Raw genomic sequence first — 25,064 nt, 5'->3', positions numbered from 1 at the left:
GAGCGCATCGAGCAACGCCTTGGCGTCTCGCAAGTCGCCGGTGTCCAAACCCTCCGTGAAGGTGTCGAAGACTTCAGACAGCACCTGCCTCGCCTCGCCCAGTCTGCCCGCACGCTGCCACTGACGGGCCAGATTCGTTGCCGCGCGCCGGATGCACCATGGGAGCAGTCCGGCTATTCACCTGGTGTTTCGGCCGCCGAATCCCCGGGACACGTATACTCCCCCCAAGTATTGTCCTATACTGCCCCCTAGTATCAACACATCGTTGCTGTCATGCCTCATTCCGCCGAAGAAAAGAAACGTGTGCTGACACGCGTGCGCAGGGTTCGCGGCCAACTGGACGCGCTCGAGCGCGCGCTGGAGGACGGCGCCGATTGCGCCCCGGTGCTCCAGCAACTGGCGGCCATCCGCGGGGCGATCAACGGTGTGATGGCCGGTGTGCTCGAAAGCCATCTGCGCGAGGAGTTCTCGCACCTTGCGGGATCCGCGGATGCCTCATCGGGGTCGATCGACGATGTCGTGACCCTCGTTCGAACCTATCTACGCTAGTTCAATGCGGGAATTCCACCCCGCAATTGGCGCCCCTTTCTTAACAGGACCACTATGAAATCGCGTGCTGCAGTTGCGTTTGCGCCAGGTAAGCCCCTCGAGATCGTCGAGATCGACGTCGAACCGCCTCGCAAGGGCGAAGTGCTGATCAAGATTACGCATACTGGTGTGTGCCACACCGACGCCTTCACCCTCTCGGGGGACGATCCCGAAGGCCTTTTCCCAGTCGTGCTCGGTCACGAGGGCGCCGGCATCGTCGTGGAAGTGGGTGAAGGCGTGACGAGCGTCAAACCCGGCGATCACGTGATCCCGCTCTACACCGCGGAATGTGGCGAGTGTCTGTTCTGCAAGAGCGGCAAGACCAATCTGTGCGTGTCCGTGCGCGCCACGCAGGGCAAGGGCGTGATGCCCGACGGCACGACCCGCTTCAGTTACAACGGCCAGCCCCTCTATCACTACATGGGCTGCTCCACGTTCAGCGAGTACACCGTGGTGGCCGAGGTGTCGCTCGCCAGAATCAACCCGCAGGCCAATCCCGAGCAGGTGTGCCTACTCGGCTGCGGCGTGACCACGGGGCTGGGCGCGGTGAAGAACACCGCGAAGGTGCAGGAAGGCGATACCGTCGCCGTATTCGGGCTGGGCGGCATTGGCCTCGCCGTGATCCAGGGCGCCAAGCTCGCCAAGGCTGGCCGCATCATCGCCATTGACACCAACCCGGGCAAGTTCGACCTGGCGCGCGCCTTCGGGGCGACCGACTGCATCAACCCCAAGGATTACGAAAAGCCGATCCAGCAAGTCATCGTCGAAATGACGGGCTGGGGCGTGGACCACAGCTTCGAATGCATCGGCAACGTCAACGTGATGCGTGCGGCGCTGGAATGCGCGCACCGTGGCTGGGGCCAGTCGGTCGTCATTGGCGTGGCCGGTGCGGGTCAGGAAATCTCCACCCGTCCGTTCCAGCTCGTGACCGGCCGCCGCTGGCTCGGCACCGCCTTTGGCGGCGTGAAGGGCCGCTCGGAACTGCCCGGCATGGTGGAAGACGCGATGAAGGGCAAGATCCAGCTCGCGCCGTTCGTTACCCACACGAGGCCGTTGTCTGGCATCAATGAAGCTTTCGATTTGATGCACGAGGGCAAATCGATCCGGACCGTGGTTCATTACTGACACCGAAGGACGGAGAGAGGCCCCGGTCTCGGCAGGCTAACCGGGGCATCGGGAACGCGCGCGAACTTCGCGGGCGCCGCCGCTCGTAGCGGCGGCTGGCCGCGCTATCCGCGCCCTGGGTCCCTCCGGAATGGGAAAAGCTACAGATCGAGAATCAGATCCGAAGTCGGTCGGCTGCAGCACATCAAGCGCATGCCCTTGTCGATTTCACGCGGGCGGATGCCTCCGTTGTGCCTCATGTCCACCGAGCCATCGAGTACTTTCGTCTTGCAGGTCCCGCATATGCCCTGGCTGCATGACGATGGCAAGGGCACACCGGCCTTGCGCGCAGCGACGAGCACCGTCTGCGATCCGTCCATCGTGAACGTGCGACCCGAGCGCGCCAGCTGCACCGTATAGCCTATCTGCCCGCTCGCTTCTGCGCTGGGCTCCGCGCCCGGCCCTTCAGCGCACTCCATAGTCTCCGCGAAGTTGAAGCTTTCCTGATGATATCGGGAAAGATCGTGCCCACCTTCCTCGAGCATCTTTCTGCAAGCGTCCATATAGCCGCCCGGGCCACAGATGAACACTACACGAGCGCGGTAGTCCGGCACATGCTGGCTCAACAGTCCAAGACCAAGACGCCCCACGGGACCCGACCAATCAGGCTCACTCCCGGGCGCCTCGCATACGTGCACGACCCGGAGCTTGTCCGAGAGCGCGCACAAGCACGCAAGCTCGTTGCGAAAGATGATGTCTTCCGGCGTCCGGGCGCTATGAATAAACACGATATCGCGATTCAGGCCGAGGTCGAGTGCCGCCCGCGTCATTGACATAAGTGGTGTCACGCCCGATCCCGCCGAAAGATACAGAAGCTTTGCAGCGGGGCCCGAAGAAGGTGTGAATACGCCCGAAGGCCCGAAGGCTTTCAGCTCGCCACCCTCCCTCATGTTCTCGTGCAGCCAGTTCGACATGACGCCGCCCGGCGTGCGTTTGACCGTAATGGAAAGCGTATGGGGGCGTGTCGGCGGCGAAGAGATCGTGTAGCAACGGCTGACCTCCTTGCCGGCGATCACGGCCGATACCGTGATGAACTGCCCCGGCTCAAAGCTGAAGAGCCGGCCGTCCCGGGCGCTAAACACGAATGTCCGGACATCGTGCGTTTCAGCGGACACCCGCGTGCACGTGAGCGTGCGCTGCTCGTGACTCGGCCACTGCGTGTCCGCGAGTTCCCACGTGCTCGCACTGCAAAAGCGATCAGGCATTTCCCGACCCGGCTCGATGAAACATGAATCCACGGCAACGTTCATGGCGACCTCAAACTCCGTGCGCTCTCAGCTTCGCGTCGTACCACCGCGAAAACTGATCCAGCGCTGCCTCTGTATAGCTCGAAAACGGCCCAGGGATATAAGCCGGATCCTGCGTGCCTGCGTGCGTGTTCGCGACGAGTTCCGCGTCCTGGTTCGTCGTCGCAATCCAGACCTCGGTTAGCCGCTTCAGGTGATAGTCCACACCTTCAACAGCGTCCGCGTGGACGAGCCAGACCGTGCGCACGAGCGTCTTGTCCGGCGCGAGAGGCAAAAGATAGGCGATCACCGCATGGTCGCTCATCACGTGAGTCCACGAATGATGACCCCACATGTGGACGTCACCAAGGTCGCGCCGGCTGACTCCGCCGAGCAGTTTCGTGCATGCGACTTTCGTGTCCAGCGTCTGCGATTCGTTGGACCCCGAGATGACGAGGCGCTGGGTCCGGAAGTTGGTATCCACAGTCTCGTCGAGCGATTCGAACGTTGCGCAGAGATAGCCGTCCTTTTCCCAGTTCTCCCTGCAAGCCGCGTTGCGTTTCAGGTAGTCCTCGTAGCTTCGCAGCGATTCTTCGCTCTGGCCGTCCGGACAAAAACCGAAGTCCTCCGCCAGGAACGAGTTTGTCAGTTCCGGATGGGTGCCGGCGCAGTGGTAGCACTCGCGGTTGTTTTCCATCACGAGCTTCCAGTTGCCGTTTTCGACGATCTCCATCTCATGGGCGATCTTCGTTCGCGTCAGATCGTACGGCGCGAAGCGCGGGGCCATCACGGTCTCGAGCTTCTCGAAGTCCGCGGGCGGAACGTCGGCGAGGCAAACGAAGATATGCGCGCCCACCGTCTTCACATGGACGGGAATCAGGCTGTGGCAGCTTGCGTCGAAGTCCTTGCCCATATGCGTCGAATGCTTGAGGCTGCCGTCGAGATCATAGGTCCACTGATGGTATGGGCACACGAGCATCCCCACGCTGGCCTTGCCGGCCTTCTTCATGATCCGCGAGCCGCGATGGCGGCAAACGTTGCGATAGGCGCGCACGTTCTGGTCGTCGTCCCGCACGATGACGATCGATGCCCGGCCGATGTCGACCGTGTGGACATCGCCCGGTTCCGGTACATCGGCTGTGACGCCAACGAGAATCCAGAGCTTGTAAAAGAACACCTCGACGTCCGTCTCGAAGACGTTACGACGCCCGAACAACTCGCCGGGCATGCCGTGTCCCTTCTTGCGGCTTTCGATTAGTTCGCGATGCGTTTGAAGCTGAACTTCAGACATGGTGGACCTCGTGATGAGAACGTTTCGCAGCGCTCGCGGCACTGATATGGCGTCGAGTATTGGATCGTCGAAACGCATCGTCAACGTCCTTTATAAGCCGGTTCACATTCCTTTAAATCATGCGAGAATCCACGTGAAACCGGACTCCTGAACCGGGCATCATGGATCTGCTCTCAAACCAGGGTTCCGCCTGAGCAAGATGAAAACCACCAAAGCAACCAAAGGCTATCGTCGGATCGTTCCCTCGCTGACCGCCCTTGTCGAATTCGAAGCCGTGGCTCGGCTTGGGAGTTTCACCTATGCCGCGAGTGAATTGGGCGTCACGCAGTCCGCGGTGAGTCGACAGGTTAGATTCCTCGAAGAGACGCTCGGCGTTCAACTCTTTCACCGGCTGCACCGTTCGATTGATCTGACGAGTGAGGGCGAAGCGTTGTACATGGTCGTCGCCGAGTCGATGCAGAAAATCGCCGGCGTGTTCGATCGGCTGGTGACGGGAACCGAATTGCGGGAACTGGTGCTGGTGTCGACGGCCGCCTTTTCGCAATTCCGGCTCTTGCCGCGGCTCGCGAAGCTAAAGAAGCTCGTCCCCCCATTGCAACTGCGGCTGTCGACCGACATGTTCAAAGCGGACCTGCGCCATGTCGAAGTCGATGTCGCTGTGCGCTACGGGGACGGCAACTGGCCGGATGGAACCTCGACGTTGCTGTTCGACGTCGAAGTCTTCCCTGTATGTTCCCCGGAGTTCCTTCGGGAATACGGCACACCTCGCTCACTCGATGAACTGGCGAAGCTGGCGCTCGTCGAGTCTGACGCTACGACTGAAGGTTGGATGGGCTGGAACGAATGGTTTCGCGCGGTCGGGTACCGGCCTGGACGACTCAACAAGGTGCTGCGGTGCAGTCTCTACACCGATGCGATTCAAGCCGTGAGATATGGACAGGGAATTGCGTTGGGGTGGAGCCGCCTGGTCGATGACCTGTTGCTCTCAGGAGAACTGGTCCGGATGGACGTGGCGACGTTCCGGCCGAGCGACGCCTATTTCGTCGTGGTTCCGCATGGTCGGACCATCACACCGGTCATTACGCAGCTAATCGAATGGCTGCGGGGAGATCCGGCGCCCCGCTGACTTCTCGCGCAGGGCAGCGTCGGTTGTCGCTCAGGCCCAGATATCACCCCGATCACCACCACCGGAAGAGCGCTGTGGTGTTTGCTGGTGTAAAGGCACCTCGGCGACGGTTAGCGGCATCCGCCGAGTTCGACATATCGGCCTGCTTCTGAGAGCATCCATCGCTCGAACGCTTGCACCAGCGGCATATTCTGTTTGCACTCCGGATATACGAGGTAATAGCCCTTGTCGCTGCGCAAGGACAAATTGCACGGCACGATCAATTCACCCAGTTCCAATTCGTGCGACACGAAGAATCGAGGTACGAGCGCGATACCAAGGCCCGCGCGCGCGGCTTCCACGAGCATTGAAAACAGCTCGTAGCGCTGCCCACCCGATACTGGGAATTTTTCGCCTCACGTTCCTTCCTCAAACGCACAACGTTGCGAGTTTATATCGTTTGCGGGGCGGTAGCCGACGACGCCACAATTAATTCCAACTTGCCGAGCGACGGACAACGCACCCGTCCGTTCGGTTGGCTTCACGTCGCAGAAATTCCTTTCGCTTCGATTCATCATCGCCCGGCAACAGTGGCGGTGTTCGTCAGCATCTTTCCAAACCTCACGAAGGATCAGGCCATGACTTTCGACTCGCCCCCTGTAAAGTTCAAACCATATACCCGGCAGACGATCAGCCAGGCGCCACAGTGGCAACATCTTCCTGAATCGCTGCGTGAGGCCGTGCAGGTCGTATCGCGTGTCATGCGTTTCGTACCGACCAGTATGTGATGGACGAACTGATCGACTGGGGCAAGGTGCCCGACGATCCCATCTATCGCCTGACGTTCCCGCATCAGGACATGCTCTCGCCCGCCGACTATTCGAAGCTGCGAGACCTGGTGCTCGTGAAAAAGGACGAGGCCGCCAGCGAGGAAACAGTTCGCGGTATCCGGCTGGCGATGAATCCGCACCCGGCCGGACAGATGACACACAACGTGCCGTTCATGAACGGGCAGCCCGTGAGCGGACTTCAGCACAAGTACAAGGAAACGGTACTGTTCTTCCCGAGCGCCGGGCAGACATGCCACGCGTACTGCACATTCTGTTTCCGCTGGCCGCAGTTCGTGGGCATGGACGATCTCAAGTTCGACGCTCGCGAATCGAGCGAGCTCGTTGCGTACCTCAAGCTGCATCCCGAGGTGACCGACGTGCTGATCACCGGTGGCGACCCGCTCGTCATGAACACGCGTTCGCTCGCCGGGTATATCGAACCTCTGCTGGCACCCGAGCTTTCGCATATCCAGAATATCCGCATCGGCACCAAGTCGGTCGCTTACTGGCCACAACGCTATGTGAGCGACAAAGACTCCGACGACTTGCTGCGTCTATTCGAAAAGGTCGTAGCGTCCGGCAAAAATCTCGCGATCATGGGCCACTACAATCATCCGGCCGAACTGCGAACCGAGATCGCACAGCGCGCGGTCAAACGGATCGTCTCGATAGGCGCGACCCTACGCATGCAGGCGCCGCTGATCCGGCACATCAACGAGGACCCCAACGGGTGGGTGGAACTATGGACGACGGGCGTGCGTCTGGGCGCCATTCCCTACTACATGTTCGTCGAACGCGATACCGGGCCCAGTCATTACTTTGAACTGCCGCTCGCAAAAGCATACGAGATATTCCAGTCTGCTTATAAGCAGGTGTCGGGACTTGCGCGTACGGTTCGCGGCCCGTCGATGAGCGCGTTTCCCGGCAAGGTGGTCATCGACGGCATCGTCACGATTGCCGGCGAAAAGGTGTTTGCCTTGCAGTTTCTCCAGGCACGCAACCCGGACTGGGTGCGTCGCCCCTTCTATGCCAGGTTCGATCCCACCGCGACGTGGCTCCACGATCTCGTTCCGGCTTTCGGTGAAAAGAAATTCTTCTTCGAAACCGATGAAGACACGCGGCATAAAACCGTACATATCATGTCGCGGCACGCTGGCCGGCATGTTCCTGAGTCGACAGTCGAGATACCCGCGGTAACGGCCGAAGCGTAATCCATTGCCAACAACCGGTCCGCTCCCGGCGGACCGGCGTCTTATCGACTCATATTGATAGGGATTCGAAATGACTTACGTGGTAACCGAAGCTGCATCCGGTGTCGCTATACCGACTGCGTAGAGGTCTGCCCCACCGACTGCTTCCGCCAAGGTCCGAACTTTCTCGTGATCGATCCGGATGAGTGCATCGACTGCGGAGTTTGCGCGCCAGAGTGCCCCGTCGACGCGATTGTGCCGTCCGAGGACATTGCCGAAGACCAACTCGGGTTCGTTGAACTGAACGCCGAGCTTGCCAAACAGTGGCCGACGATCGCCGCCCGACAGGCGCCGCTTCCCGACGCCGAGGACTGGAAAGATGTTCGGTCGAAGCTTCGATATCTTCAGAAAGAGTCCGTTGCGTGCTAACCGTCGCCCGGCAACTCACTTGGCACCGATGGTCGTCACGGGCACCCACTTGCCGCCTTTCACCTGATAGAGCGTCGACGTCGGGTATTTCAGATCTCCGTACGAATCGAATTCGATCTTTCCCGTGATGCCGTTGTACTGAATAGTTCGCAACGCAGGCATAAATACCTCGGGTTTTGAGGAATTCGCCTGTTTCATGGCGGTGATAGCGACCCACGCGCAGTCGTAGGCGAATGGCGCGTAAGTCAACGTATCCGCGCCGAATCGTTTTTTGAACTTATCCGCGAACGCTTTGCCTTGAGGAAGGGACTCGACTGGCCGTCCGTACTCCCAGGCCATTGCGCCTTCGGCGGCGCTGCCGGCAACGCCGATGAAGATGCTGTCGGCGATGCCACCGCTCCCTACGAACTGCGTCCGCATGCCGAGTTGTTTCATCCGCCTGGTAAGAAGGGCCGCCTGGTTATCGAGGCTCGCAAAGTACAGCAGGTCCGCGTTCGACGCCTTGATATTCGTGAGCTGTGCGTTGAATTCGACGGCCTTGTCGTTGGTGTATTCCGACGCGACGATATGGCCGCCGGCCGCGATGACGGCCTTCTTGAATTCTTCCGCGGCACCCTGGCCAAATGCCGTGCGATCGTCCATCACTGCAATGCGCTGCGCCTTGGTGACCGCTACCGCGTACTCCCCTGCATTGCCCGAGTTCTGTGCGTCGGTGGCGATAATACGGAAGACGTTCTTCAGCCCTTGTCGGGTTATGGCCGGGTTCGTGGCGGCGGGGTCTATCAACGGAATGCCGGCCTTGGCGAATATCGGCGACGAGGGCAACGCTACTCCGGAGTTGTAGTAGCCCACCACGGCGACCACGCCATCATCGACGAGCTTCTGAGCGACTTGTACGCCAATGCGTGGGTCGCCCTGATCATCGACGGAGTCCAGCTCGAAGCGCACCTCCTGGCCGCCCAACTTCGTGTGCTGGGCGTTGGCTTCTTCGACGGCGAGCCGAACACCATTCTCGATGTCCTTACCGTTGGCGGCTCCGGCGCCGGTCAGCGGGGCCGATACGCCGATCTTCACGACCTCCTGTGCGAACGCCTGACTGCTTGCGAGCAATAAGGCGACGGCAGCCAGTCCAGCCGCAAAGCATTTTTTGGAGGTGTCGAGCATCTGTTAACTCCTGGACGTGCGAACTCCAGCTTCGAGCGGGTGCAGCCGCGCCGAACCTTCACGGTCGTCTCGAGGCCGGAACGCGGCCACTTTTGCTTTGCGACAGGATTCATCCAGATATCACAGCAGTAAAACCATTCGTGAAAGGATCGCTGGGGTCCAGCACGTATGTACTGAATCCATAGATCCACGAATGTCGCGACACTGTCGGCACGTGTGGATCAACGGCGTGACGCTGGCCAACGCCGTGAATCTGGCTGGGAGGTACGGCGACGGCTCGCTGAGTTCGCAGTACAAGATTACCGGGTCGGGCACGACCGGCCTTGCACCGAATCGTTCGACCGGCCAGGGCGGATCGATCACATTCGACTGCGATTACAGCCCGTCCGGCGATGCGGTACGCTGGAGCCCGTCGCTGATCGCCGGGTCCGGTGTTCGTGACCAATGTGAGCGGCATTAAGCTGAACAAGGCGGTGATCGCGGGCACCACGTACAACACGTCGCTGACCGCACCGGCATCCTGATGCCGGCGCACATGGGCGCGGGCAACCGCTGTCCGTGTGCGCGTGACAGCGGGCAGATCAAGCGACGAAACGATGCGAACCGAGGTACGACTACCACCCCTTGTTCTTTGGCTCCTTGACGCAGTCGTCGTGTCCTATTGCCACTTCGCGTGCTTATGACGATTGCGACCGACTACGTCCCACTGCTTTCTCGCTTCCTTTTGCGCCGACTTGCCGTAATCATGCTGATGTTCTCCGTCGGCTGCTTGACCGGCCTTGGCGCCGCGCCTTGCGAACCTGAACATTTCGGCGAATTTCATCTCGATCTCCTTGTGCGGTAACGACGCCGCAAATCCAGTGTACTCCGGCTGCGAGGTCAAAAGTCGCGACTCGGACCAGCTTGCGTCCGGGTTCTGACCGGGTTTGGCTTTCCCAGGAAACGCAACGATCGACGCGTCAATTCAAATAATCGTTCTCGTTCTTGTCGCCTCGATCGCTGTCGCGCCCGGGCGCGAATATTTCTGAATCTCAGCGTTGCAGCGCGTCGCGTAGATGAATGTCAGATCCGAAGCGTCTCGATGCGGCACTTGAAAAGTACCCCAATCCTCGCCTGGTTCGCTGAGGCGGTCACATAACAGTTCGATCACTGCATCCGGAGCGGGTGCGCAGTTCATGAACGGCTTGTGCGACATCAGAAACGTCCGCATTGTCTCTGGTCGTTCCAGATTGAGCGGAACGTGCCACGGCAGCCGGCCAGATGTTCCGTCAAACTGCACATACAACACCGGCGGAGCCTTGAAGTGCATGTGGAACAACCCATGCACATGGATCGCGAAACGCTCGAAATAGTCCTCCATGCGGGACTGCAGGCTTGAGTGGGAATAAAGAAGTGTCGCGCTCGCGGTGGCTTCCAGACGAAAGGTGACAAACCTTGCTTCGCCTTCCTGTGAAACCACCCCAACTCCGTACTGCCCTATCACCTGAAACGGGGTAGCGCGAGGCGGAGTATAAAAATATCGATCGACGTAAGAGACGGGTTCCCCATCGTCATCATCATCGCGGAAGTTGCGCGCTCGAGAACTCGCGGAGGCTGGATTGCCGGGATTCAATTGGGTGGATCTAACGCCCCTATCGCTTTTGCTCGACATAGTGGTGCCTCCGCATCCGGTTCTGGGAGAAGCAGCATATGCGTCCGATCCGACGGGCTCGGCCTTGCGTCTGCCTTGCGAAAATCACCCTTTCGGATCTTTACGTACCAGGGAGTTTTGCGGTCCGTGAGTCGTGCGCCTCCAGGCCTCGTCCGCTCTTTGTTGAGCCGATTTCACGGTATGTTCGATCCGACGCTTGCTAGTGGGCGCATGGGTAATCGCCGAAGTCAGAGTGGAAAGTGTCCGTCGGACAGTCCTGGTGACCATAACTCGCTCCGCGTTCTTGTCCATATCCATATGATAAGTCTAGGCCGATACGTGAAGTGCGCGCTACTGTACGTTTGAACAGCACCTTGGTGAGTCCATCATGGACATCGTCTCGTTTCATCGGAGCAATGAGCCTCCGGCTACGGCAGCGCGCGATTCACAACTGCCCTGAAGGAGCCGCGCAGTTCAGTCAGCGCTTCACGTCTCTGGCTTGGGGCCTCTAACCGCAGCGAAGCGGTGTTGTATCGCGACTAGTTGGTCGTCCGTGGTCGCGACCAGCCACAAGCGTGCGTGCTCCTCGATTTTCCGGTTGTGGTCCTTCAGCGGCCCCATCGAGGTCGCGGCCTTCCAGACCACCGGGCCCACTCGGCTGCTCCTGCCGGACGGGGCGCCTACCAGCAGGCAATAAGGTCCAAGAGGAAGCGATACGAACGGTACCGCTGGACTCCCTCGCACGCGCCAGTCGATGAAGGGCGTCTCGCTAACAAGCAGCGGCGTGGCCAAGCCGTAAAGCACGCTGAAATCGTACAGCGCCAGTTGCTTGCGCAGTCCCGCGTAACCGCGCCGGATATCAGCAACGACTGCCGCGCGGATTTCATCCTCGAACATCGGCTCGTTCGCATAGCGCGCGAATGCCTCCCGGGCGTCCGACTGATATGCGCTGAACACCCCGAGTTCCACGCAGTCCTGAACCGCGCGGTGGATCTCCGCTACCGAGCCGGCCTCATCTGGCTTGCCCAATTGCGCTGCCCGCAAGAACCGGGCAAGTCCCGCTTCCTGGATCGGAGGGCCATCCGCGGATGTGTCGCCGTCAGCGTCCTGATCGAGCGGCACGTAGACGTATTTTTCGGCCGCAAAGCGCGATTTCTTGCCTTCATCAAACTTGATTTGGCCATCGCTACAGTCGAGATAGCGAGTACCGATTCGTCCATGCTCCCAGATCCAGTTCTTCAGGAGCGGGCGGAGTGGATGCAACGTGTCGTGGTCAGCAGCCATTCAGCCTCCCAATGCCTTCGGCTAGTTCCGCGTGGTCGCCTGTTTCGTCGAGAATCCCCAACAGCGATGGTAACGGAGACACGGCCCTGCGGCTTCCATCCACTCGAAGTGTGCGGATTGCGCGAACAGGTATCGCGTGTCTGTTGGGCGATGGGCGCCACGGAGCGTTCGCGGCACTCGAACCACAAATCCAATCTCTTTGTAAATCAACGAAGTAGAGAAATATGACGAATTGGCACGTCGCGTGCAGTGTTGGGTTCAGCCCGCGTTGCCCTGCGCTGAATGGCGTAAGACGCCATCGGAGGGACTTCGAAACACCGTCGCGCATCGGCGTCCGGTGTGGCTTCCTGGAGTCTACCTATGCCGCTCGCTCGACTGCTCCTCTGCTTTCTCCAGTGCTCGCTCGCAGCCGCGGCGCTGTTGCCCATCGTCGCCGGCGCCGCGAACCTGCCAGCCGCATCGCAACGCTATGCGTCCGGCACGCTCGATGCGGGTCCCAGCGATTCGACGACGCCACCCGAGCTGAAAGCCGGCATCGAGCGCCTGCGCACCGGGACGTGGTGGGAAGCCAACCGCAAGATCCGCCCGGAACTCGCGCAAGTCGGCGACCTGATGTTCCTGCTGCCGCTTGCCGACAGGCAGCTCGAACCATCGTCGGATGCTATCGGCCGCGTGCAGCGCCTGCGCGAGGCGCTGCGCGGCCACCTGATGCGCGAACCCGCCGGCTGGACTCGCCTCGTTGCGCAGGTGCGGGCAGAGCGCGCGAAGGCCGGCGATGCGTCAGCGGTGCTGCTCGCTGACGCGCTCGTCAACGAGGTCCGCTACCGCGACGGAACCGACGGCAGCTACTACGCGCCGGCACGGTTCTTTGCCGAAAGCGGCGTGTGCAAGGACTTCGCCGTCGCCAAATACCTGCTGCTGCGCGACGCGGGGTTCGACATCGAGCGGCTGCGTCTCGTATCGCTCGCGCCGCGCCACAACAACACGCCGGACGACTGGCACGTGATCCTCGTCGTGCAGATCGATGGCGCGAGCGAACCGCTCGCACTCGATTCACCGAACGCGAAGCGCGCCGCCGATGCGTCCAGCGAGACATCGGCTTCGAGCGGTCCGTCCGCGCTGCTCGGCGCAATCCTCGCCGGCCGCGAGCCCGCCGACGCAGTGCTGCGCGCGCCCGCCGGACCGCTTGCCACACCGCTCAGCCGGTCCGGGCAAGCGCGGCGGCCGCTTGCGACAGTGTTCAACGAACTGGGCAGCCGGTCGTTCGAACGCGCTGCGCCGGGCGCGCTGCGGTGCGCGTCGGCGGCCAGGCGAAGCGCGAACGCGATGTATGTCGACGAAATGGGCGAGTCGTGGACAGTCGACGGCTCCGGCACGTTTCCGAAGTGGCGCGTCGCCGTTGACCAGGCAGGCGCGCCGCCGGAGCCGGGTCCGACGGCAAGGTTGATACGCGTGGCGGCACGCTGACTAATGTGGGCATGGCACGCGCGCCGCCGCCTCGAAAGTCTTCTGACGCAGATCCCTCATCCAAACCGAACACAATAAACAGGCGGCAAATGCGCTGATATCAATTGCCAGTTTTCACCGCCGTCGTCGGACGTCCAGAGCGAGCCGGTGGTCGACCCCATCGCGAGGCGCATGCCAGAGTCATCCACCGCGAGCCCGTGCCGATACACAAGGTCATACGCCGGTGTCCGCGGCAACCCGTTCGAGAAGCGTTCGAACGTGCGGCCGCCGTCGCGTGTGCGCGTGACAACGAATTGGCCGTCCACCGGAATGCGGCACTGGTCTTTCACGGCAGGCACGAACCACGCGGTGTCCGGGTCGCGCGGATGGACGGCAACCGCGAAGCCGAAGCTCGATGGCTGCGCTTCGATCCGCTGCCAGTGAGCCGCACCGTCGAGCGAGCGGAAGATGGCGCAGTGATGCTGAGTCCACAGCGCATCCGGGTTTGCCGGGCATTGCACGACGCGGTGCGGGTCTTGCACGTTGGCGTCGCCGCGCCGCTCCGGCGGCATGTAGTCGGCTTCCATGCCCTCGGCACTCACGCGCCAGCTCGCGCCGCCGTCGTCGGTTTGCCAGACGCCGCCGCACGATACACCGATCGTCACGTGCCGGCTGTCGCGCGGATCGACCATCACGGAATGAATTCCCGCCGCGTCGTAGCCGCCACCGAACCATTCACGGCGCTCCGGGCGATCCCACAGCGCGCGGTTGAGCACCCACGTGTCGCCGCCATCGCCGGATCGGAAAAGCCCGCCTGGAATCGTGCCGGCCCACAAGACGCCCGGCTCGTCGCGGCCGCCTGTTTCGAGCGACCATATCTGCTGAAGCGTCCAGGGAGTGGCTGGCCGGCTGGGCGGGGCTTCGTCATCGCTGTCGGCGCCTGCGCTCGCGTGCGCGCCGTCCGCGGCAGGCGTCTCGTCGGCAGGCTGCGGCGGGTAGACCGGAACCGCGCACTCCTCCCAATCCGCGACGCCCGCGCGCCGGCGATGCAGCTTCACGCCGAAGTGGCCGAGATTGAGCGCCGCATACAGCGAGTTGTCGCGCGGATCGCGCAGCACCATACTTACTGGCTCGCCGGCGAAATGCAGATCGCCGAAGTGCCAGCCGCCCTCACCATCGGCTCTGACATCGAACAGGCCCTTGCGGGTCGCGACAAGCAATCGATCGCTCATATCGAGTGACTCCTCGAGTACTGATAGGCCCTTTCACCCGCCCGACAGCGCCTGAACCACGTAAACCCGGCTTTGCTCGCCGAGCGCGTCGGACAGATGTTCCCGGTCGTGGACCCGCCGGCCGTCGACGAACACCGCGAGATGCGGTCGCAGCGAGCCCTGATCGTCAAGGATGTAGCCGCGCAGTCGAGGTTGCGCGACGAACACGGCTTCGAGCGCTTCGCCGAGTGTGCGCGCGTCGATCTCGCGCTCGGGCGTTGCGATATGTCGCTGAATCGAAGCTGCAAAAAAGATATGCGCCATGGCCGGATAGAGTCGCGGGGACGACAGCGTCCGTAGGTTCTGTAGTCTAGGCGATTCCGCGCTTGCGGTTGAGTGGCGCAATGACCGCTATTCAACGCCGCGCGGCGCGCCGCATGCCGCATCGTCTCGGCCAAGGCGGAGCCTCGCTCACCGCCAGCTTGAGACCAATGACGACGATCGCTATCGAAATGAGCAACGGCATCGAAGGCGGACGCCGCGCGATGAACAGTTCGATGGCCGCGGCCGTGACCGGCCCGAGCGCCTGAAACGCGACGACGCGGCTCGCATCGATACGCGCGAGCGCCCACAGCAGACAAAGATATCCGATGCCGCTCGATAAGCCAATGACGCCGACGTTCGCCCATTGCGTTGCGGTCAAGCCGGGGACGAGCGGCTCCGATGCAACAACGCACCATACGGCGAGAAAGACGACCGCGGCGGTCATCGCCAATGCGCTGGTGGGCAGCGCCGGATAGCGTTGCACATACGGCCGGTACATGATGCTGCACACCGCGCCGATCAACGTTGCCCCGAACAATGCAGCGAATGCAGGGGCCGTGCTGGGATGCGCGCCAGCAGGTGAAGCCGACGACGCCAACAGCAACGCGATGCCGCAAACCGCAAGCGCGAGGCCGGCAAGCTTGGTCCAGCGAAAGACCTCGCGGCCAACCATGATTGCGAAAATCATCGTAAAAAGCGGCATGGTCGAGAACACGAGCGCGCAGCTAGCCGCGGACAATGTTCGCAACGCGTCATTGATCAGCACGATCAGAAGCGCGAACTGAAAAACGCCAAGGACGGCGATCGCGATGGCGTCTTTCAGCGTGAAGCGCGGCCGCGGGCCGCACAGCGCCGGGATGGCGAGGACGAGCGTGCCGCTCAGGTACCGCAGAAAAGCGAGCGTTGGCGGCGATGCATCGGTCGACACCGCGCGCGTCGACACCATTGCCACGCCGACCAGCACACCGGTGATTGCGGCGGCCGACGACGCCTTGCCATCCACCTTCACAGATCGAGCGCCCAGTTCTGACCGATCAGGTCCTTGCCGAAGCTGTGATGCGGCTCCTCCTCTATCAGCGTGAAACCCGCCCTTTCATAGATGCGGCGAGCGTCGGTGAGCACGCTGTTGGTCCACAGCACGAGTTGCCGGTAGCCGGCGTAGCGCGCGAAGCGGATGCACTCGTCGACGAGACGATGGCCGATGCCGAGGCCTCGCGCGCTTGCTTCGACGGCAAGCAGCCGCAGCTTCGCGGTCGCGTCGTCCTGCCGTACCACGAACACCGAGCCGACCGGCTCGCCGTCTTTCTCGGCGATCCAGCAGCGTTCGCGCTTCGGATCGAATTCGCGGACGAACTTCGCGACGATTTCGGCGACCAGCGCCTCGTACTCCGCGTTCCAGCCGAACTCCCGCGCGTACAGCACGGCTTGCCGATGCACAATCCAGCCCATGTCGCCCGGTTGCGGCTCGCGCAGAATGAAGCCCGGCTCCGGATCGCTCAGCAGCGCGCGGATCTGTTCCATCGCATCGACCAGTTGCTGCTGCGCGGTTTGCGGCAGCCGCTCGAGCATCGCGATGACCTCGCGCTGCGAGGCTTGATCGAGCGGCGCAAAGGTCGCGCGGCCTTGGTCCGTCAGTTCCAGATGCGCAACGCGCGCATCCGTCGCCGAGCGCGATTTGACGACGAGGCCTTTCTTTTCAAAGCCCGAGATCACGCGGCTCAGATAGCCGGCATTGAGGCCCAGTTCGCGGCACAGGTCCGAAGTCGTGAGGTCCGTGCGGTGCGCGAGCTCATACAGGATGCGGACCTCGGTCAGCGAAAACTCGCTTTCGAGCAGATGCTCGTGCAGCACGCCGATCTGGCGCGTATAGAAACGGTTGAAGCTGCGAACGGTTTGCGCGCGCTGGTCGACGGTGACATCTGACATGATCGCACCCACATATTTGCCTTGAGCAAATTATTATTTGCCTAAGGCAAATATGTCAACGACCGATGAGCCGGGCGAACGACGCTCAGAGCACTGCCAATGGGTTCGCGGAAAGCGCGTCATTTTCCCGTGACCGACCTGAGCGCCGCGCGTAGCAGGCCGACCGAGGCCAGCGCCCACGCCGCAAAGGCGACAACGACGGTGACACGAGCCACGGAACTGAGAGCGTGAAGCTGGGTGGCCTCCGCGTACAGACAGGTCACGGCGGAGTACATGCCGAGCGGAAAGACGACGGACCATTCAGCCGCCGTATAGCGAACTGGCTGGCCGACGATCACGTGCTTTTCGATAAAAAGCGCGTCCATTCGCGATACCGCAGTCGCAAGCACGGCAATCGACTCGGTCGCAACGAGCAGCAGCGGCCAGGTTCCGTTGAGTCCAGTGTGCAGACCGGGCTTGCTTTGTCCGATCGTCATCGCGGCCAGAAACGTATAGGTGATGACGAGCCACATCGCGGCCGCGAGACCGAGGAACGATGGCACAACGCGCGGCAGGACGCGATACACCGATCGTTGGCTGCCGAGCATGGCCGTCGCCGCGACCAGCGTCAGAAAGCCCGGCCCGCGGCTGTGATCGACAACATCGGCATGCACCGCGCGCGGATAGCGCAACAGACGGCATAACGTGATGGCGAGCAAGACAGGCCACCTCACCGCATTGATGCCGAGAAGGAGCCAGCCAACGATGTCGTAGTCAAGCAGATGCGCAGCGATGGAGACGATGCCTGTCGCCATGACCATCGCGAAGGCGGTGGGCGGGAAAGCCTGTAGCCAGGACCGACGTGGTTTCAACGCCGGCATTTTCCGCTCCTCGACGTCGAATAACCGCCAGCTTTGAGGATGCGTGGTCGAATCGTCCAAGCCCCGCCCGACGCCGTATACTCGAGAAAGCCGGACCGCTTCGTTTAGATGAAGTGAATGCACGAATGTTTCATTTAGAGCTTCTTCAGGAAATCGACTTCAATGCGAAAGGCGCCCTACATCAAAGGCCGGTTACTGATCGTCGCTATGTTCGCGTTGCTCGCGTTCATGTTCACCAACGGCTGTAAGTCGACGACCACGGCGAGACCGTCCGCGACCGCGCCGACGGCAGTCGCCACTGACGACGCCACGCTCGCCGGCCGAGTAAAGCAGGCGCTTGCCGCGGACTCCACGCTACGTTCGTTGCCGATCAGCGTGGCAACGTACCGAGGCGTCGTGCAGTTGTCGGGATACGTGGATTCACAGGCTCAGATTCTGGAAGCCCTTGCGGTGACCCACAGCGTGCCGGGGGTGCAATCCGTGAGCAACGATCTGCACCTCAAGTCGCAATGACAGGCGTTCGCCGGTAGGCGGATGACACGAGAGTCGCGCGGGCCCGCGCACGCCCTCGCTTTCAATATGTCTCAATGTGATATGTCGGCCAGCAGGCCAGCTGCGAAACCGGTGTTCGACAATCGAAAGGTATGCCGATTGCTCATGCGTTATGACGAGGCGGTTCGCGATTGACCGGTTAACCGTCACTTTGCGGCCGTCTGATTGTGTCTCGAAAGGAGTTTCGATCGTGCCGCTCTCTCGCCGTCATTTCATGATACTTGCCGCATCCGTTGCCTCAACGACCGTTCTCTCGACGAAGTCAAACGCGGACGCGCCCGTGCTGGCCGAAAACGATCCGACCGCGCAGGCGCTCGGATACAAGATGGACGCGTCGAAGGTCGACAAGGCGAAATTCCCTCGGTATCAGACAGGGCAGACTTGCGCCAATTGCCAACTGTATCAAGGCAAACCCGATTCCACGAATGGACCTTGCCCGACCTATGGGGGCAAACTGGTCGAAGCAAAAGGATGGTGTAACGCCTACGTGAAAAAGGTGTAATTTACAAACTGCGAGTGTTGAACGAGAACTGTCACGCACCGCAAGGAACAATAAGCCCGCCTCCCGTTCAGCACCATATCACCTGGTCATATCCAACCGTGCGCCGGTATACGTGCGTGGCGTTCCAGTTGCACGTCGTGTATTCCATGTACGCATTGGTCAGAACAACGATCCAGTGTGACAGCGTTTGCATCACGATCTCCATAGGTCGGGAAATGCCCTTGAGGCTCCTGCGGCGCAACAATTCCGTGATTTGTTGAGCCCTCGATGTGTCGTCGGACAAGACGACCGCACGGTCCACCTTCGAGATTTCGATTTCGTCGCGAATACCTGGCCAGATCATGCGGTTCATCATCGCCTTCTGGGCAGCAACCGATTCTTCGAGGACCTTAATCGACCCGGAGCCAAAAACCGCCAATGAAAAAAATGGCGAACCGTTGTCGCGATGCAGCACTAAAGCGACCCCGGCAAGGGAGAGCGATGCATGATGTGACTCCATGCTGCCGGTTGTGCCTCGACGCGGCAATTGCGAAATCCGCCACCGTGATTGCTGATTCTTGCCGTCGTCGAAAATAGATAGGCACGCGGCGCACGACGACGCCTACCCGATGCTCACCGAAGCGAGCGGAGAACGACATCGTTCTCGCCTTCGTCAGACGGATCGTTTCGTAACATGGGCCTTACCATGTCGACCACCTTTTACGTCATGCCTGGAACGTGCCGCGCCTCGTGTGCCCAGCATCGCGTCGACTAAATTCTCCAACTGCGTAGCGACACGATCCGCGCCTAAAGATTGCGCCGCAATCTGGGCACCCTCGAAGCACAGATGCAGGATCATCGCGCAATGTTCGGGATTTCCAAGCCCGGCCTCGCCGCATAGTGTCTGAATGCGCTGCAGTTGGGCATTCTTGTGCCGGTCAATTACCACGCGGGCCGGATGGTTCTCGTCCGGGAGTTCCGCCAGGCTATTCGCGAGCGCACATCCGCGGTTGCCCTCGGTGCGAAGTCGCTGAACGACGGACTGGACCAACGCCTTGAGTTGCGATGCGGGATCCCCGGGGTACAGATTTTCCCAATGGGCCCACATCTGTTCGTACTCGTGCGCCACCGAAGCCAGCCAGTAAGTGACCAGATCGTCTTTGGTATCAAAGTGACGATAGATCGCCATCTTGTTGGTGTTTGCGGCTGAAGCAATAGCCTCGACGCCGATGCCGCGAATGCCCTCACGATAAAAGAGCGACTGCGCGGCTTCGATGATGCGTTCGCGAGGCGAAAGTGCGGAGGTAGTCATGTTTTCTGCAGATTTGAGTGGTCTGCCTCAGTCGCCAACTGGAGAATTCGGGCTGACTTGTTGACCACGATACTGATCGGTATCATACTAGCACACACAATGATACCGACCAGTATCATTTCAATCATTCAGGACAATACATTCGCAACCCGACAGGAGCAGTGACATGTCAGCGTTAGTCACCATCGATCTTGAAGTACACGACCGCGCCAGAATGAAACCGCCCGTTGCCTGAGGAATCGTGGCCATGAATCAACACACTCGAACCACTGCTTCCGGTGAAGTGATCGTGATGCTCAACCTCCACTTCAAGCCGGGTTCAGCCGGAAAGGTGCTGGAGAAGATGCTGCCAGGCATCCGCCTCACGAGAACGGAGACAGGCAACAATGAGTTTCAGATGTTCAAGGTAAAAGGCAGCGACGACAAATACGTGGTGTTCGAGCGCTGGAAAGATCAGGCTGCGTTGGACTGGCATTGGCAACAGCCCTATACGAAAGAGGCGCTGGAGCTTTTTGGTGAACATCTGGCAACGCCGCTGTCGGAGACCGACGACGTCGCCTACCTCACTGACGTGATGGAAGCTGACGAATAGCGGGGGAGCGCGACACAGCCGATCCTCTCGGTTCAGCTTTGAAAGTACGTCAAGCCCAGCGCGCTTTTGACCTCTGACAAAGTTTCTCCCGCCACCTTCCGTGCGCGCATCGTACCGCGACGCAGGATCGCAAGCACCTCGGCCGGGTCTTGCTCCAGCTCGCGACGTCGTGTGCGAATCGGTTCAATGAGCGACTGGAGCCGCTCGTTCAGCACGCGCTTGATCACGCTATCGCCGAGTCCACCCCGCCGATAGTGGGATTTCAGTTCGTCGACTTTCTGCACGTCCGGCTCGAACGCATCGAGAAACGCGAACACGACATTGCCTTCCACCTGACCAGGATCGCTGACTCGCAAGTGGTTCTGGTCGGTGTACATGTTGTTGACCGCCCTGGTGATTTGGTCCGGCGTAGCGCCTAGTGCGATGGCGTTCCCGAGGGACTTGCTCATCTTGGCTTTGCCATCGATGCCGGGTAATCGCGTGACCTGTGACAGCACCGCCTCGCATTCGACCAGCACAGGTCGGTCGACGGTGTTGTTAAAGCGCCGCACCAATTCGTTGGTCTGCTCGATCATCGGTAGCTGGTCATCGCCCACGGGTACGTGGGTTGCCTTGAACGCGGTGATATCAGCCGCCTGACTGATCGGATACGTCAGGAAGCCCGCCGGGATGTCACGCTCGAAACCGCGCAGGCGAATCTCCTCCTTGATGGTCGGGTTTCGCTCGAGGCGCGCGACCGTCACGACGTTCAGCAGATACTGAAACAGCTCGGCAAGTTCTGGCACTTGGGACTGGATGAAGATGGTCGACTTCGCTGGGTCGATGCCCACCGCAAGATAGTCGAGCGCTACTTCGATGACGTTCTGGGTAACCTTCTGATGCCGGCCGACGTTGTCGGTTAACGCCTGCGTGTCAGCGAGAAGCAGGAACTGCTGTGCCTCATGCTGAAGTTGGACGCGCGCACGCAGCGAGCCGATATAGTGGCCGAGGTGAAGCGGGCCGGTGGTGCGGTCACCGGTCAAGATCGTGGGGCGGTTGGTGTGTGTCATGGACAGGAGGTTCCTGATTTGGATGCCACCAGCCACGAGCGTGCTGAAACGAAAATGCCGCCAGGACTGGCGGCATCACGTTTGCGAATATGCGTATGTGTGTGGAAACGGGCCGCCGGATTCAGGCGTGCCACCAACGATGCAGTTTCAGCGAGGTCAGTTTCGTATCCATGGAATCGAGTATAACGCAGCCTCAAACAAATTTGCCTGAGGTCGGCGACGCGTACCAAGGTGACGCGCTACGTGCAGGCGCGAAAAAGGGAAAGTGATACGATTGTCGGGCGTCCGATCAGGAGACGAATATGCCCATCTATCAGATCACTCGCAGTGTTCTGGAGCGCGTCGCCCAGGCGGTATCGCGCTCCTTCCACGATGACGCTATCTACAGCGAAGAGGCTGCGGCGGACGGTCGGTTGAACGTGCTGCTAGTGCGCAACCCAGCCGGGCCCGATACTCCCTACATTTCGCTTCGCTTCCCCGGCGACCTGCTGGGTCGCCTCGAAACACTGGGGCCCAAGCAAACCGCGATAGTCGGGAATCACATTCGAAACATCGTTTCGGCCCGTCTTGCCGAGTACCGGAACGCATCCGACGCCGGAACGCTGAGCCGGAACGCCCCCTTCCCGATCGAATTCGACGAGCGCATTTTCGACGACACCGCTGGAGCGGATGAGCTTACTTGAGCTCGTCGGAAGGAAAGGCGGTGAGAAAATCAAAGTCGCACCCTGCCGCGGCGGATAGCACGTGATCGTGATAAAGCCGCTGGTAACCGCGCGCATACATCCCTTCCGCCGGACGAAATTCACTGGCACGACGCGCCAGTTCGGCGTCGTCAACCAGCAGATCGATCCGCTTGTCCCGCGCCGACAGCCGGATCCGGTCGCCGTTGCGCACCAGCGCGAGCGGGCCGCCGAGCGCCGCCTCCGGCGTCACGTGAAGCACGATGGTCCCGTATGCGGTGCCCGACATGCGCGCATCGGAAATGCGCACCATGTCCTTCACCCCCGCCCGCGCAAGTTTCTGCGGAATCGGCAGATAGCCGGCCTCGGGCATGCCTGAAGCACTGCGCGGCCCCGCGTTCTGCAACACGAGAATGTCGTCCGCGCGAACGTCCAGATCGGGGTCGTCGATGCGCGCGGCCAGATCTTCGAGCGAAGTAAATACCACCGCGCGCCCTTCGTGTTCGAGCAGTTCGGGGGTAGCGGCGGCGCGCTTCAGAACAGCACCGTCAGGCGCCAGGCTGCCGTTCAGAACGATCAGCCCGCCCTCGGCACTGACCGGTTTCTCCGTCGAGCGGATCACTGCCGTATCGATCGGATCGGCAAGCGGCTTGTTCAACCGCTCATCGAGGCTCTGCCCGGCGATGTCGCGACAAGTCAGATCGAGTTGGGGCATCAAGCCGCGCAGAACGCCCTCCAGCCCGCCGGCCGCATGGAAATCTTCCATGTAGCCGTTGCCTACCGGCTTGAGATCCACGAGTACCGGCGTTTCATCTGACAGCCGGTTGAACTCGTCGTAATCGATTTTCAGTCCGATACGACCGGCGATCGCCGCCAGATGAATCACGGCGTTGGTCGAACCCGAGACCGCCAACAATACGCGCAACGCGTTGCGCACCGATGCGGGCGTCACGATCTCGGCCGGTTTCGGTCCGCCATCGAGGGCCATGCGCGCAACCAGCGCTCCGGTTTCCTCGCAATTGCGCAGACGATCCGCGTGCACGGCCGGGATCGCCGCCGACCCGGGCAGCATCATGCCCAGCGTTTCCGCGATCAGCGCCATCGTCGACGCCGTGCCCATGACCGCACACGTTCCCGCGGTGACGGCCAGACGCCCCTCCACCTGCCTGATCTCCTGCTCCGGGACTTTCCCCGCGCGGAAATTCGCCCAGAAGCGGCGGCAGTCCGTGCAAGCGCCAAGCCGCTCGCCGCGATGTCGACCGGTCATCATCGGACCGGCCACCACCATGGCAGCGGGCCGCCCTGCGGAGATCGCGCCCATCAACATCGCCGGCACGGTCTTGTCGCATCCGCCGAGCATCACCACCGCATCCATCGGCTGGGCGCGGATCATTTCCTCGACGGCCATCGCCATCAGGTTGCGATAGACCAGCGAAGTCGGCGAAAGGAATACCTCGCCAAGCGAAATCACCGGAAATACCACCGGCAACGCGCCCGCCGCGAGCACACCGCGCTCGACCGCCCTGACCATTTCGGGGAAGTGACGATGGCAGTTGTTGAAACCACTCTCCGAGGTGCAGATCCCGACGATCGGCTTGTCGAGCGATTCGCCGGTGTAGCCCATCGATTTGGCAAACGACCGGCGCAGATAGCGCGCGAAGTCGTGATCACCGTAGTTCGTCAGGCCATTGTCCAAGCCACGCGGTTTTTGATTCATGTCCCATTCCTTACGATCAGGCGATGACGAATGTATTTGGGCGTCAGGTAATCGAGTATGCCGAGGCTACCGCCTTCGCGGCCTCTCTGAAACGGGCGACATCATGCTGCGCGAGTCGGGTAGTTGAACGGGGCTGATATCTGCAGCGGCAATCCCAGCAGCTACGTCCGCACGCGACGATGCGTTGACGGAAGCCGCAGCGCGGTGAAACTCCGAGCGCGCAAGGCAGAAACGCATAGTGAGTTGCGCAAATAGGCGCCTCGAGGATATGTTTCGTTGAGCCAGCAGTCTGCCGGCTACAACTTATGGCGCCCAGTGTATTTCGACGGTCGAAACGGCAACCTTCAAATCGTCCGTCTTAACACAACGGGCTTTCCACCCATCGTCTGTTTGGTCATCCATGCGGCAAGCGCCGAATCCAGGTAGTCGGCGTGTCCGGGAAACCAGTTGTACAGATGCATGCCGATGTCATGCACCAGCGCGCAACCAGCCTGCCCTGCTTCGACCGCTGCTTTAACGTCCCGCACTGACTTCAGCACGGCTTCGTGTTCTTCGATGTGGCAATCGCGCGGGGGAAAGTTGGTCGTGCGCATCCATTCGTCTTCCTGCTCGAAATGGCTGACGGCGTGTTTTTCGAATTCCTCGATCGCGGCAAGGGCACTCGCATCGGTGCAGGTCACGAGCCTCAGCGCGACTTCGTAGAATTCCTTATGCACGTCATCCATCGGCGTAAAGCCGAGTAGCCGTGCGTCTGACCACACAAGACTGTTGTCACTTTCCCGCACAGGGGCTTCGACATCTTTCAATACAGAGTCTGTCATGTCCGTTCAATCCGGCTTTATCAAGGGCTCTATCATAGCCGTCCAACATAGAACGCCGCGAATTTGCCAGCGTTCCATCATCAGCGTGGCTTGAATCCTTCCGTCTTTCGAGACTAGCCGGGTGGAACACCAGCGCCTCGCAAATCGGATTCGTCGGCGATGAATCCCGCGACTTTACATTAGAGATCGAAT

At 60.9% G+C, this 25,064-nt stretch carries 25 protein-coding genes and 3 pseudogenes; 11 read left to right on the top strand and 17 right to left on the bottom strand.

Translation table 11 applies throughout. The features are described 5' to 3' along the window. The first annotated feature begins 273 nt into the window (after positions 1-273). Both frmR and AB4Y34_RS29115 read left to right on the top strand, forming a co-directional pair. The gene (frmR, locus tag AB4Y34_RS29120) at positions 274-549 is read left to right on the top strand and encodes a formaldehyde-responsive transcriptional repressor FrmR (protein WP_368591950.1); all 276 of its coding nucleotides are present in this window, start codon (positions 274-276) and stop codon (positions 547-549) included. Positions 550-603: 54 nt separating this feature from the next. Next, complete coding sequence (locus tag AB4Y34_RS29115) at positions 604-1,713, top strand: S-(hydroxymethyl)glutathione dehydrogenase/class III alcohol dehydrogenase (RefSeq protein WP_368591951.1); 1,110 nt, start codon at positions 604-606, stop codon at positions 1,711-1,713. A 140-nt stretch (positions 1,714-1,853) separates the two neighbouring features. On the opposite strand, the gene AB4Y34_RS29110 is transcribed toward AB4Y34_RS29115, so the two are convergent. After that, positions 1,854-3,002 carry a 2Fe-2S iron-sulfur cluster-binding protein gene (locus tag AB4Y34_RS29110; protein ID WP_368717952.1) on the bottom strand — a complete coding sequence of 383 codons (1,149 nt, stop codon included), beginning with the start codon at positions 3,000-3,002 and terminating at the stop codon, positions 1,854-1,856. 7 nt (positions 3,003-3,009) lie between these two features. Continuing rightward, the gene (locus AB4Y34_RS29105) at positions 3,010-4,269 is read right to left on the bottom strand and encodes an SRPBCC family protein (RefSeq protein ID WP_368717951.1); all 1,260 of its coding nucleotides are present in this window, start codon (positions 4,267-4,269) and stop codon (positions 3,010-3,012) included. A gap of 199 nt (positions 4,270-4,468) precedes the next feature. On the opposite strand from AB4Y34_RS29105, the gene AB4Y34_RS29100 reads away from it, so the two are divergent. Further along, positions 4,469-5,395, top strand: a complete 927-nt coding sequence (locus AB4Y34_RS29100) for a LysR substrate-binding domain-containing protein (protein WP_176122067.1) — start codon at positions 4,469-4,471, stop codon at positions 5,393-5,395. A gap of 110 nt (positions 5,396-5,505) precedes the next feature. Here the strand turns inward: AB4Y34_RS29100 and AB4Y34_RS29095 are convergent. Then, a pseudogene (locus AB4Y34_RS29095) lies at positions 5,506-5,769 on the bottom strand (LysR substrate-binding domain-containing protein); the annotation flags it as partial. A gap of 243 nt (positions 5,770-6,012) precedes the next feature. Here AB4Y34_RS29095 and AB4Y34_RS29090 point away from each other — a divergent pair. Together AB4Y34_RS29090 and fdxA are read left to right on the top strand one after the other, a co-directional pair. Further along, positions 6,013-7,415, top strand: a pseudogene (locus AB4Y34_RS29090) (KamA family radical SAM protein). Between the two features lie 70 nt (positions 7,416-7,485). Continuing rightward, a pseudogene (gene fdxA, locus AB4Y34_RS29085) lies at positions 7,486-7,823 on the top strand (ferredoxin FdxA). A 15-nt stretch (positions 7,824-7,838) separates the two neighbouring features. On the opposite strand, the gene AB4Y34_RS29080 reads toward fdxA, so the two are convergent. Further along, a complete protein-coding gene (locus tag AB4Y34_RS29080; protein WP_368717950.1) occupies positions 7,839-8,987 on the bottom strand; it encodes a branched-chain amino acid ABC transporter substrate-binding protein in 1,149 nt (382 codons plus the stop codon). A 193-nt stretch (positions 8,988-9,180) separates the two neighbouring features. Here AB4Y34_RS29080 and AB4Y34_RS29075 point away from each other — a divergent pair, with 193 nt between their 5' ends. Further along, positions 9,181-9,447, top strand: coding sequence for a hypothetical protein (locus tag AB4Y34_RS29075; RefSeq protein WP_368717949.1), 267 nt, complete (start codon positions 9,181-9,183; stop codon positions 9,445-9,447). 198 nt (positions 9,448-9,645) lie between these two features. Here the strand turns inward: AB4Y34_RS29075 and AB4Y34_RS29070 are convergent, their stop codons facing one another. The 3 genes from AB4Y34_RS29070 to AB4Y34_RS29060 form a co-directional block, all read right to left on the bottom strand. Continuing rightward, positions 9,646-9,810 carry a hypothetical protein gene (locus AB4Y34_RS29070; RefSeq protein ID WP_368717948.1) on the bottom strand — a complete coding sequence of 55 codons (165 nt, stop codon included), beginning with the start codon at positions 9,808-9,810 and terminating at the stop codon, positions 9,646-9,648. 141 nt (positions 9,811-9,951) lie between these two features. Beyond that, positions 9,952-10,446 carry a hypothetical protein gene (locus AB4Y34_RS29065; protein WP_246392265.1) on the bottom strand — a complete coding sequence of 165 codons (495 nt, stop codon included), beginning with the start codon at positions 10,444-10,446 and terminating at the stop codon, positions 9,952-9,954. 657 nt (positions 10,447-11,103) lie between these two features. Next, positions 11,104-11,901 (bottom strand): hypothetical protein, encoded by a 798-nt coding sequence (locus AB4Y34_RS29060; RefSeq protein ID WP_176378161.1) that lies wholly within the window; start codon positions 11,899-11,901, stop codon positions 11,104-11,106. A gap of 360 nt (positions 11,902-12,261) precedes the next feature. On the opposite strand from AB4Y34_RS29060, the gene AB4Y34_RS29055 reads away from it, so the two are divergent. Further along, positions 12,262-13,368 carry a transglutaminase domain-containing protein gene (locus tag AB4Y34_RS29055; RefSeq protein WP_368717947.1) on the top strand — a complete coding sequence of 369 codons (1,107 nt, stop codon included), beginning with the start codon at positions 12,262-12,264 and terminating at the stop codon, positions 13,366-13,368. Positions 13,369-13,424: 56 nt separating this feature from the next. Here AB4Y34_RS29055 and AB4Y34_RS29050 read toward each other — a convergent pair whose 3' ends face one another. The 5 genes from AB4Y34_RS29050 to AB4Y34_RS29030 form a co-directional block, all read right to left on the bottom strand. Next, complete coding sequence (locus AB4Y34_RS29050; RefSeq protein WP_368717946.1) at positions 13,425-14,579, bottom strand: WD40/YVTN/BNR-like repeat-containing protein; 1,155 nt, start codon at positions 14,577-14,579, stop codon at positions 13,425-13,427. 33 nt (positions 14,580-14,612) lie between these two features. Further along, positions 14,613-14,882, bottom strand: coding sequence for a MoaD/ThiS family protein (locus AB4Y34_RS29045; protein WP_013093592.1), 270 nt, complete (start codon positions 14,880-14,882; stop codon positions 14,613-14,615). Between the two features lie 91 nt (positions 14,883-14,973). Further along, positions 14,974-15,885 carry a DMT family transporter gene (locus tag AB4Y34_RS29040; protein ID WP_368717945.1) on the bottom strand — a complete coding sequence of 304 codons (912 nt, stop codon included), beginning with the start codon at positions 15,883-15,885 and terminating at the stop codon, positions 14,974-14,976. A gap of 2 nt (positions 15,886-15,887) precedes the next feature. Next, positions 15,888-16,808, bottom strand: coding sequence for a GNAT family N-acetyltransferase (locus tag AB4Y34_RS29035; RefSeq protein ID WP_368717944.1), 921 nt, complete (start codon positions 16,806-16,808; stop codon positions 15,888-15,890). A 119-nt stretch (positions 16,809-16,927) separates the two neighbouring features. After that, positions 16,928-17,668, bottom strand: a complete 741-nt coding sequence (locus tag AB4Y34_RS29030; RefSeq protein ID WP_368717943.1) for a hypothetical protein — start codon at positions 17,666-17,668, stop codon at positions 16,928-16,930. A 162-nt stretch (positions 17,669-17,830) separates the two neighbouring features. Between AB4Y34_RS29030 and AB4Y34_RS29025 the strand changes: the two genes are divergently transcribed. Together AB4Y34_RS29025 and AB4Y34_RS29020 are read left to right on the top strand one after the other, a co-directional pair. Beyond that, the gene (locus AB4Y34_RS29025) at positions 17,831-18,181 is read left to right on the top strand and encodes a BON domain-containing protein (RefSeq protein WP_176378167.1); all 351 of its coding nucleotides are present in this window, start codon (positions 17,831-17,833) and stop codon (positions 18,179-18,181) included. Positions 18,182-18,410: 229 nt separating this feature from the next. Next, positions 18,411-18,722, top strand: a complete 312-nt coding sequence (locus tag AB4Y34_RS29020) for a high-potential iron-sulfur protein (RefSeq protein ID WP_176378168.1) — start codon at positions 18,411-18,413, stop codon at positions 18,720-18,722. Between the two features lie 67 nt (positions 18,723-18,789). On the opposite strand, the gene AB4Y34_RS29015 is transcribed toward AB4Y34_RS29020, so the two are convergent. Together AB4Y34_RS29015 and AB4Y34_RS29010 are read right to left on the bottom strand one after the other, a co-directional pair. Beyond that, positions 18,790-19,221: a hypothetical protein gene (locus AB4Y34_RS29015; protein WP_368718003.1), complete on the bottom strand. Its 432-nt coding sequence runs from the start codon at positions 19,219-19,221 to the stop codon at positions 18,790-18,792. Between the two features lie 153 nt (positions 19,222-19,374). Further along, positions 19,375-20,013: a TetR/AcrR family transcriptional regulator gene (locus AB4Y34_RS29010; RefSeq protein ID WP_176378169.1), complete on the bottom strand. Its 639-nt coding sequence runs from the start codon at positions 20,011-20,013 to the stop codon at positions 19,375-19,377. 247 nt (positions 20,014-20,260) lie between these two features. Here AB4Y34_RS29010 and AB4Y34_RS29005 point away from each other — a divergent pair, with 247 nt between their 5' ends. Continuing rightward, the gene (locus tag AB4Y34_RS29005; protein ID WP_368717942.1) at positions 20,261-20,605 is read left to right on the top strand and encodes a putative quinol monooxygenase; all 345 of its coding nucleotides are present in this window, start codon (positions 20,261-20,263) and stop codon (positions 20,603-20,605) included. A 32-nt stretch (positions 20,606-20,637) separates the two neighbouring features. Here AB4Y34_RS29005 and trpS read toward each other — a convergent pair whose 3' ends face one another. Beyond that, positions 20,638-21,654, bottom strand: a complete 1,017-nt coding sequence (trpS, locus tag AB4Y34_RS29000) for a tryptophan--tRNA ligase (protein ID WP_368717941.1) — start codon at positions 21,652-21,654, stop codon at positions 20,638-20,640. A 302-nt stretch (positions 21,655-21,956) separates the two neighbouring features. Between trpS and AB4Y34_RS28995 the strand changes: the two genes are divergently transcribed. Next, entirely contained in the window at positions 21,957-22,337 is a 381-nt protein-coding gene (locus AB4Y34_RS28995) for a hypothetical protein (protein WP_176122055.1), read from the top strand. Here AB4Y34_RS28995 and AB4Y34_RS28990 read toward each other — a convergent pair. Both AB4Y34_RS28990 and AB4Y34_RS28985 read right to left on the bottom strand, forming a co-directional pair. Further along, positions 22,330-24,051 (bottom strand): IlvD/Edd family dehydratase, encoded by a 1,722-nt coding sequence (locus AB4Y34_RS28990; RefSeq protein ID WP_176378173.1) that lies wholly within the window; start codon positions 24,049-24,051, stop codon positions 22,330-22,332. The two genes, AB4Y34_RS28995 and AB4Y34_RS28990, sit on opposite strands and share 8 nt — an antisense overlap. Before the next feature lie 344 nt (positions 24,052-24,395). Beyond that, complete coding sequence (locus tag AB4Y34_RS28985) at positions 24,396-24,872, bottom strand: bacteriohemerythrin (protein WP_013093601.1); 477 nt, start codon at positions 24,870-24,872, stop codon at positions 24,396-24,398. Between the last annotated feature and the right edge of the window lie 192 nt (positions 24,873-25,064).

This window comes from Paraburkholderia sp. BR10954, from assembly GCF_040965775.1.
Lineage (GTDB): Bacteria > Pseudomonadota > Gammaproteobacteria > Burkholderiales > Burkholderiaceae > Paraburkholderia > Paraburkholderia youngii.
The sequence above is the reverse complement of the archived record's forward strand: the minus strand, read 5'-3'. Positions and strand labels throughout refer to the sequence as shown.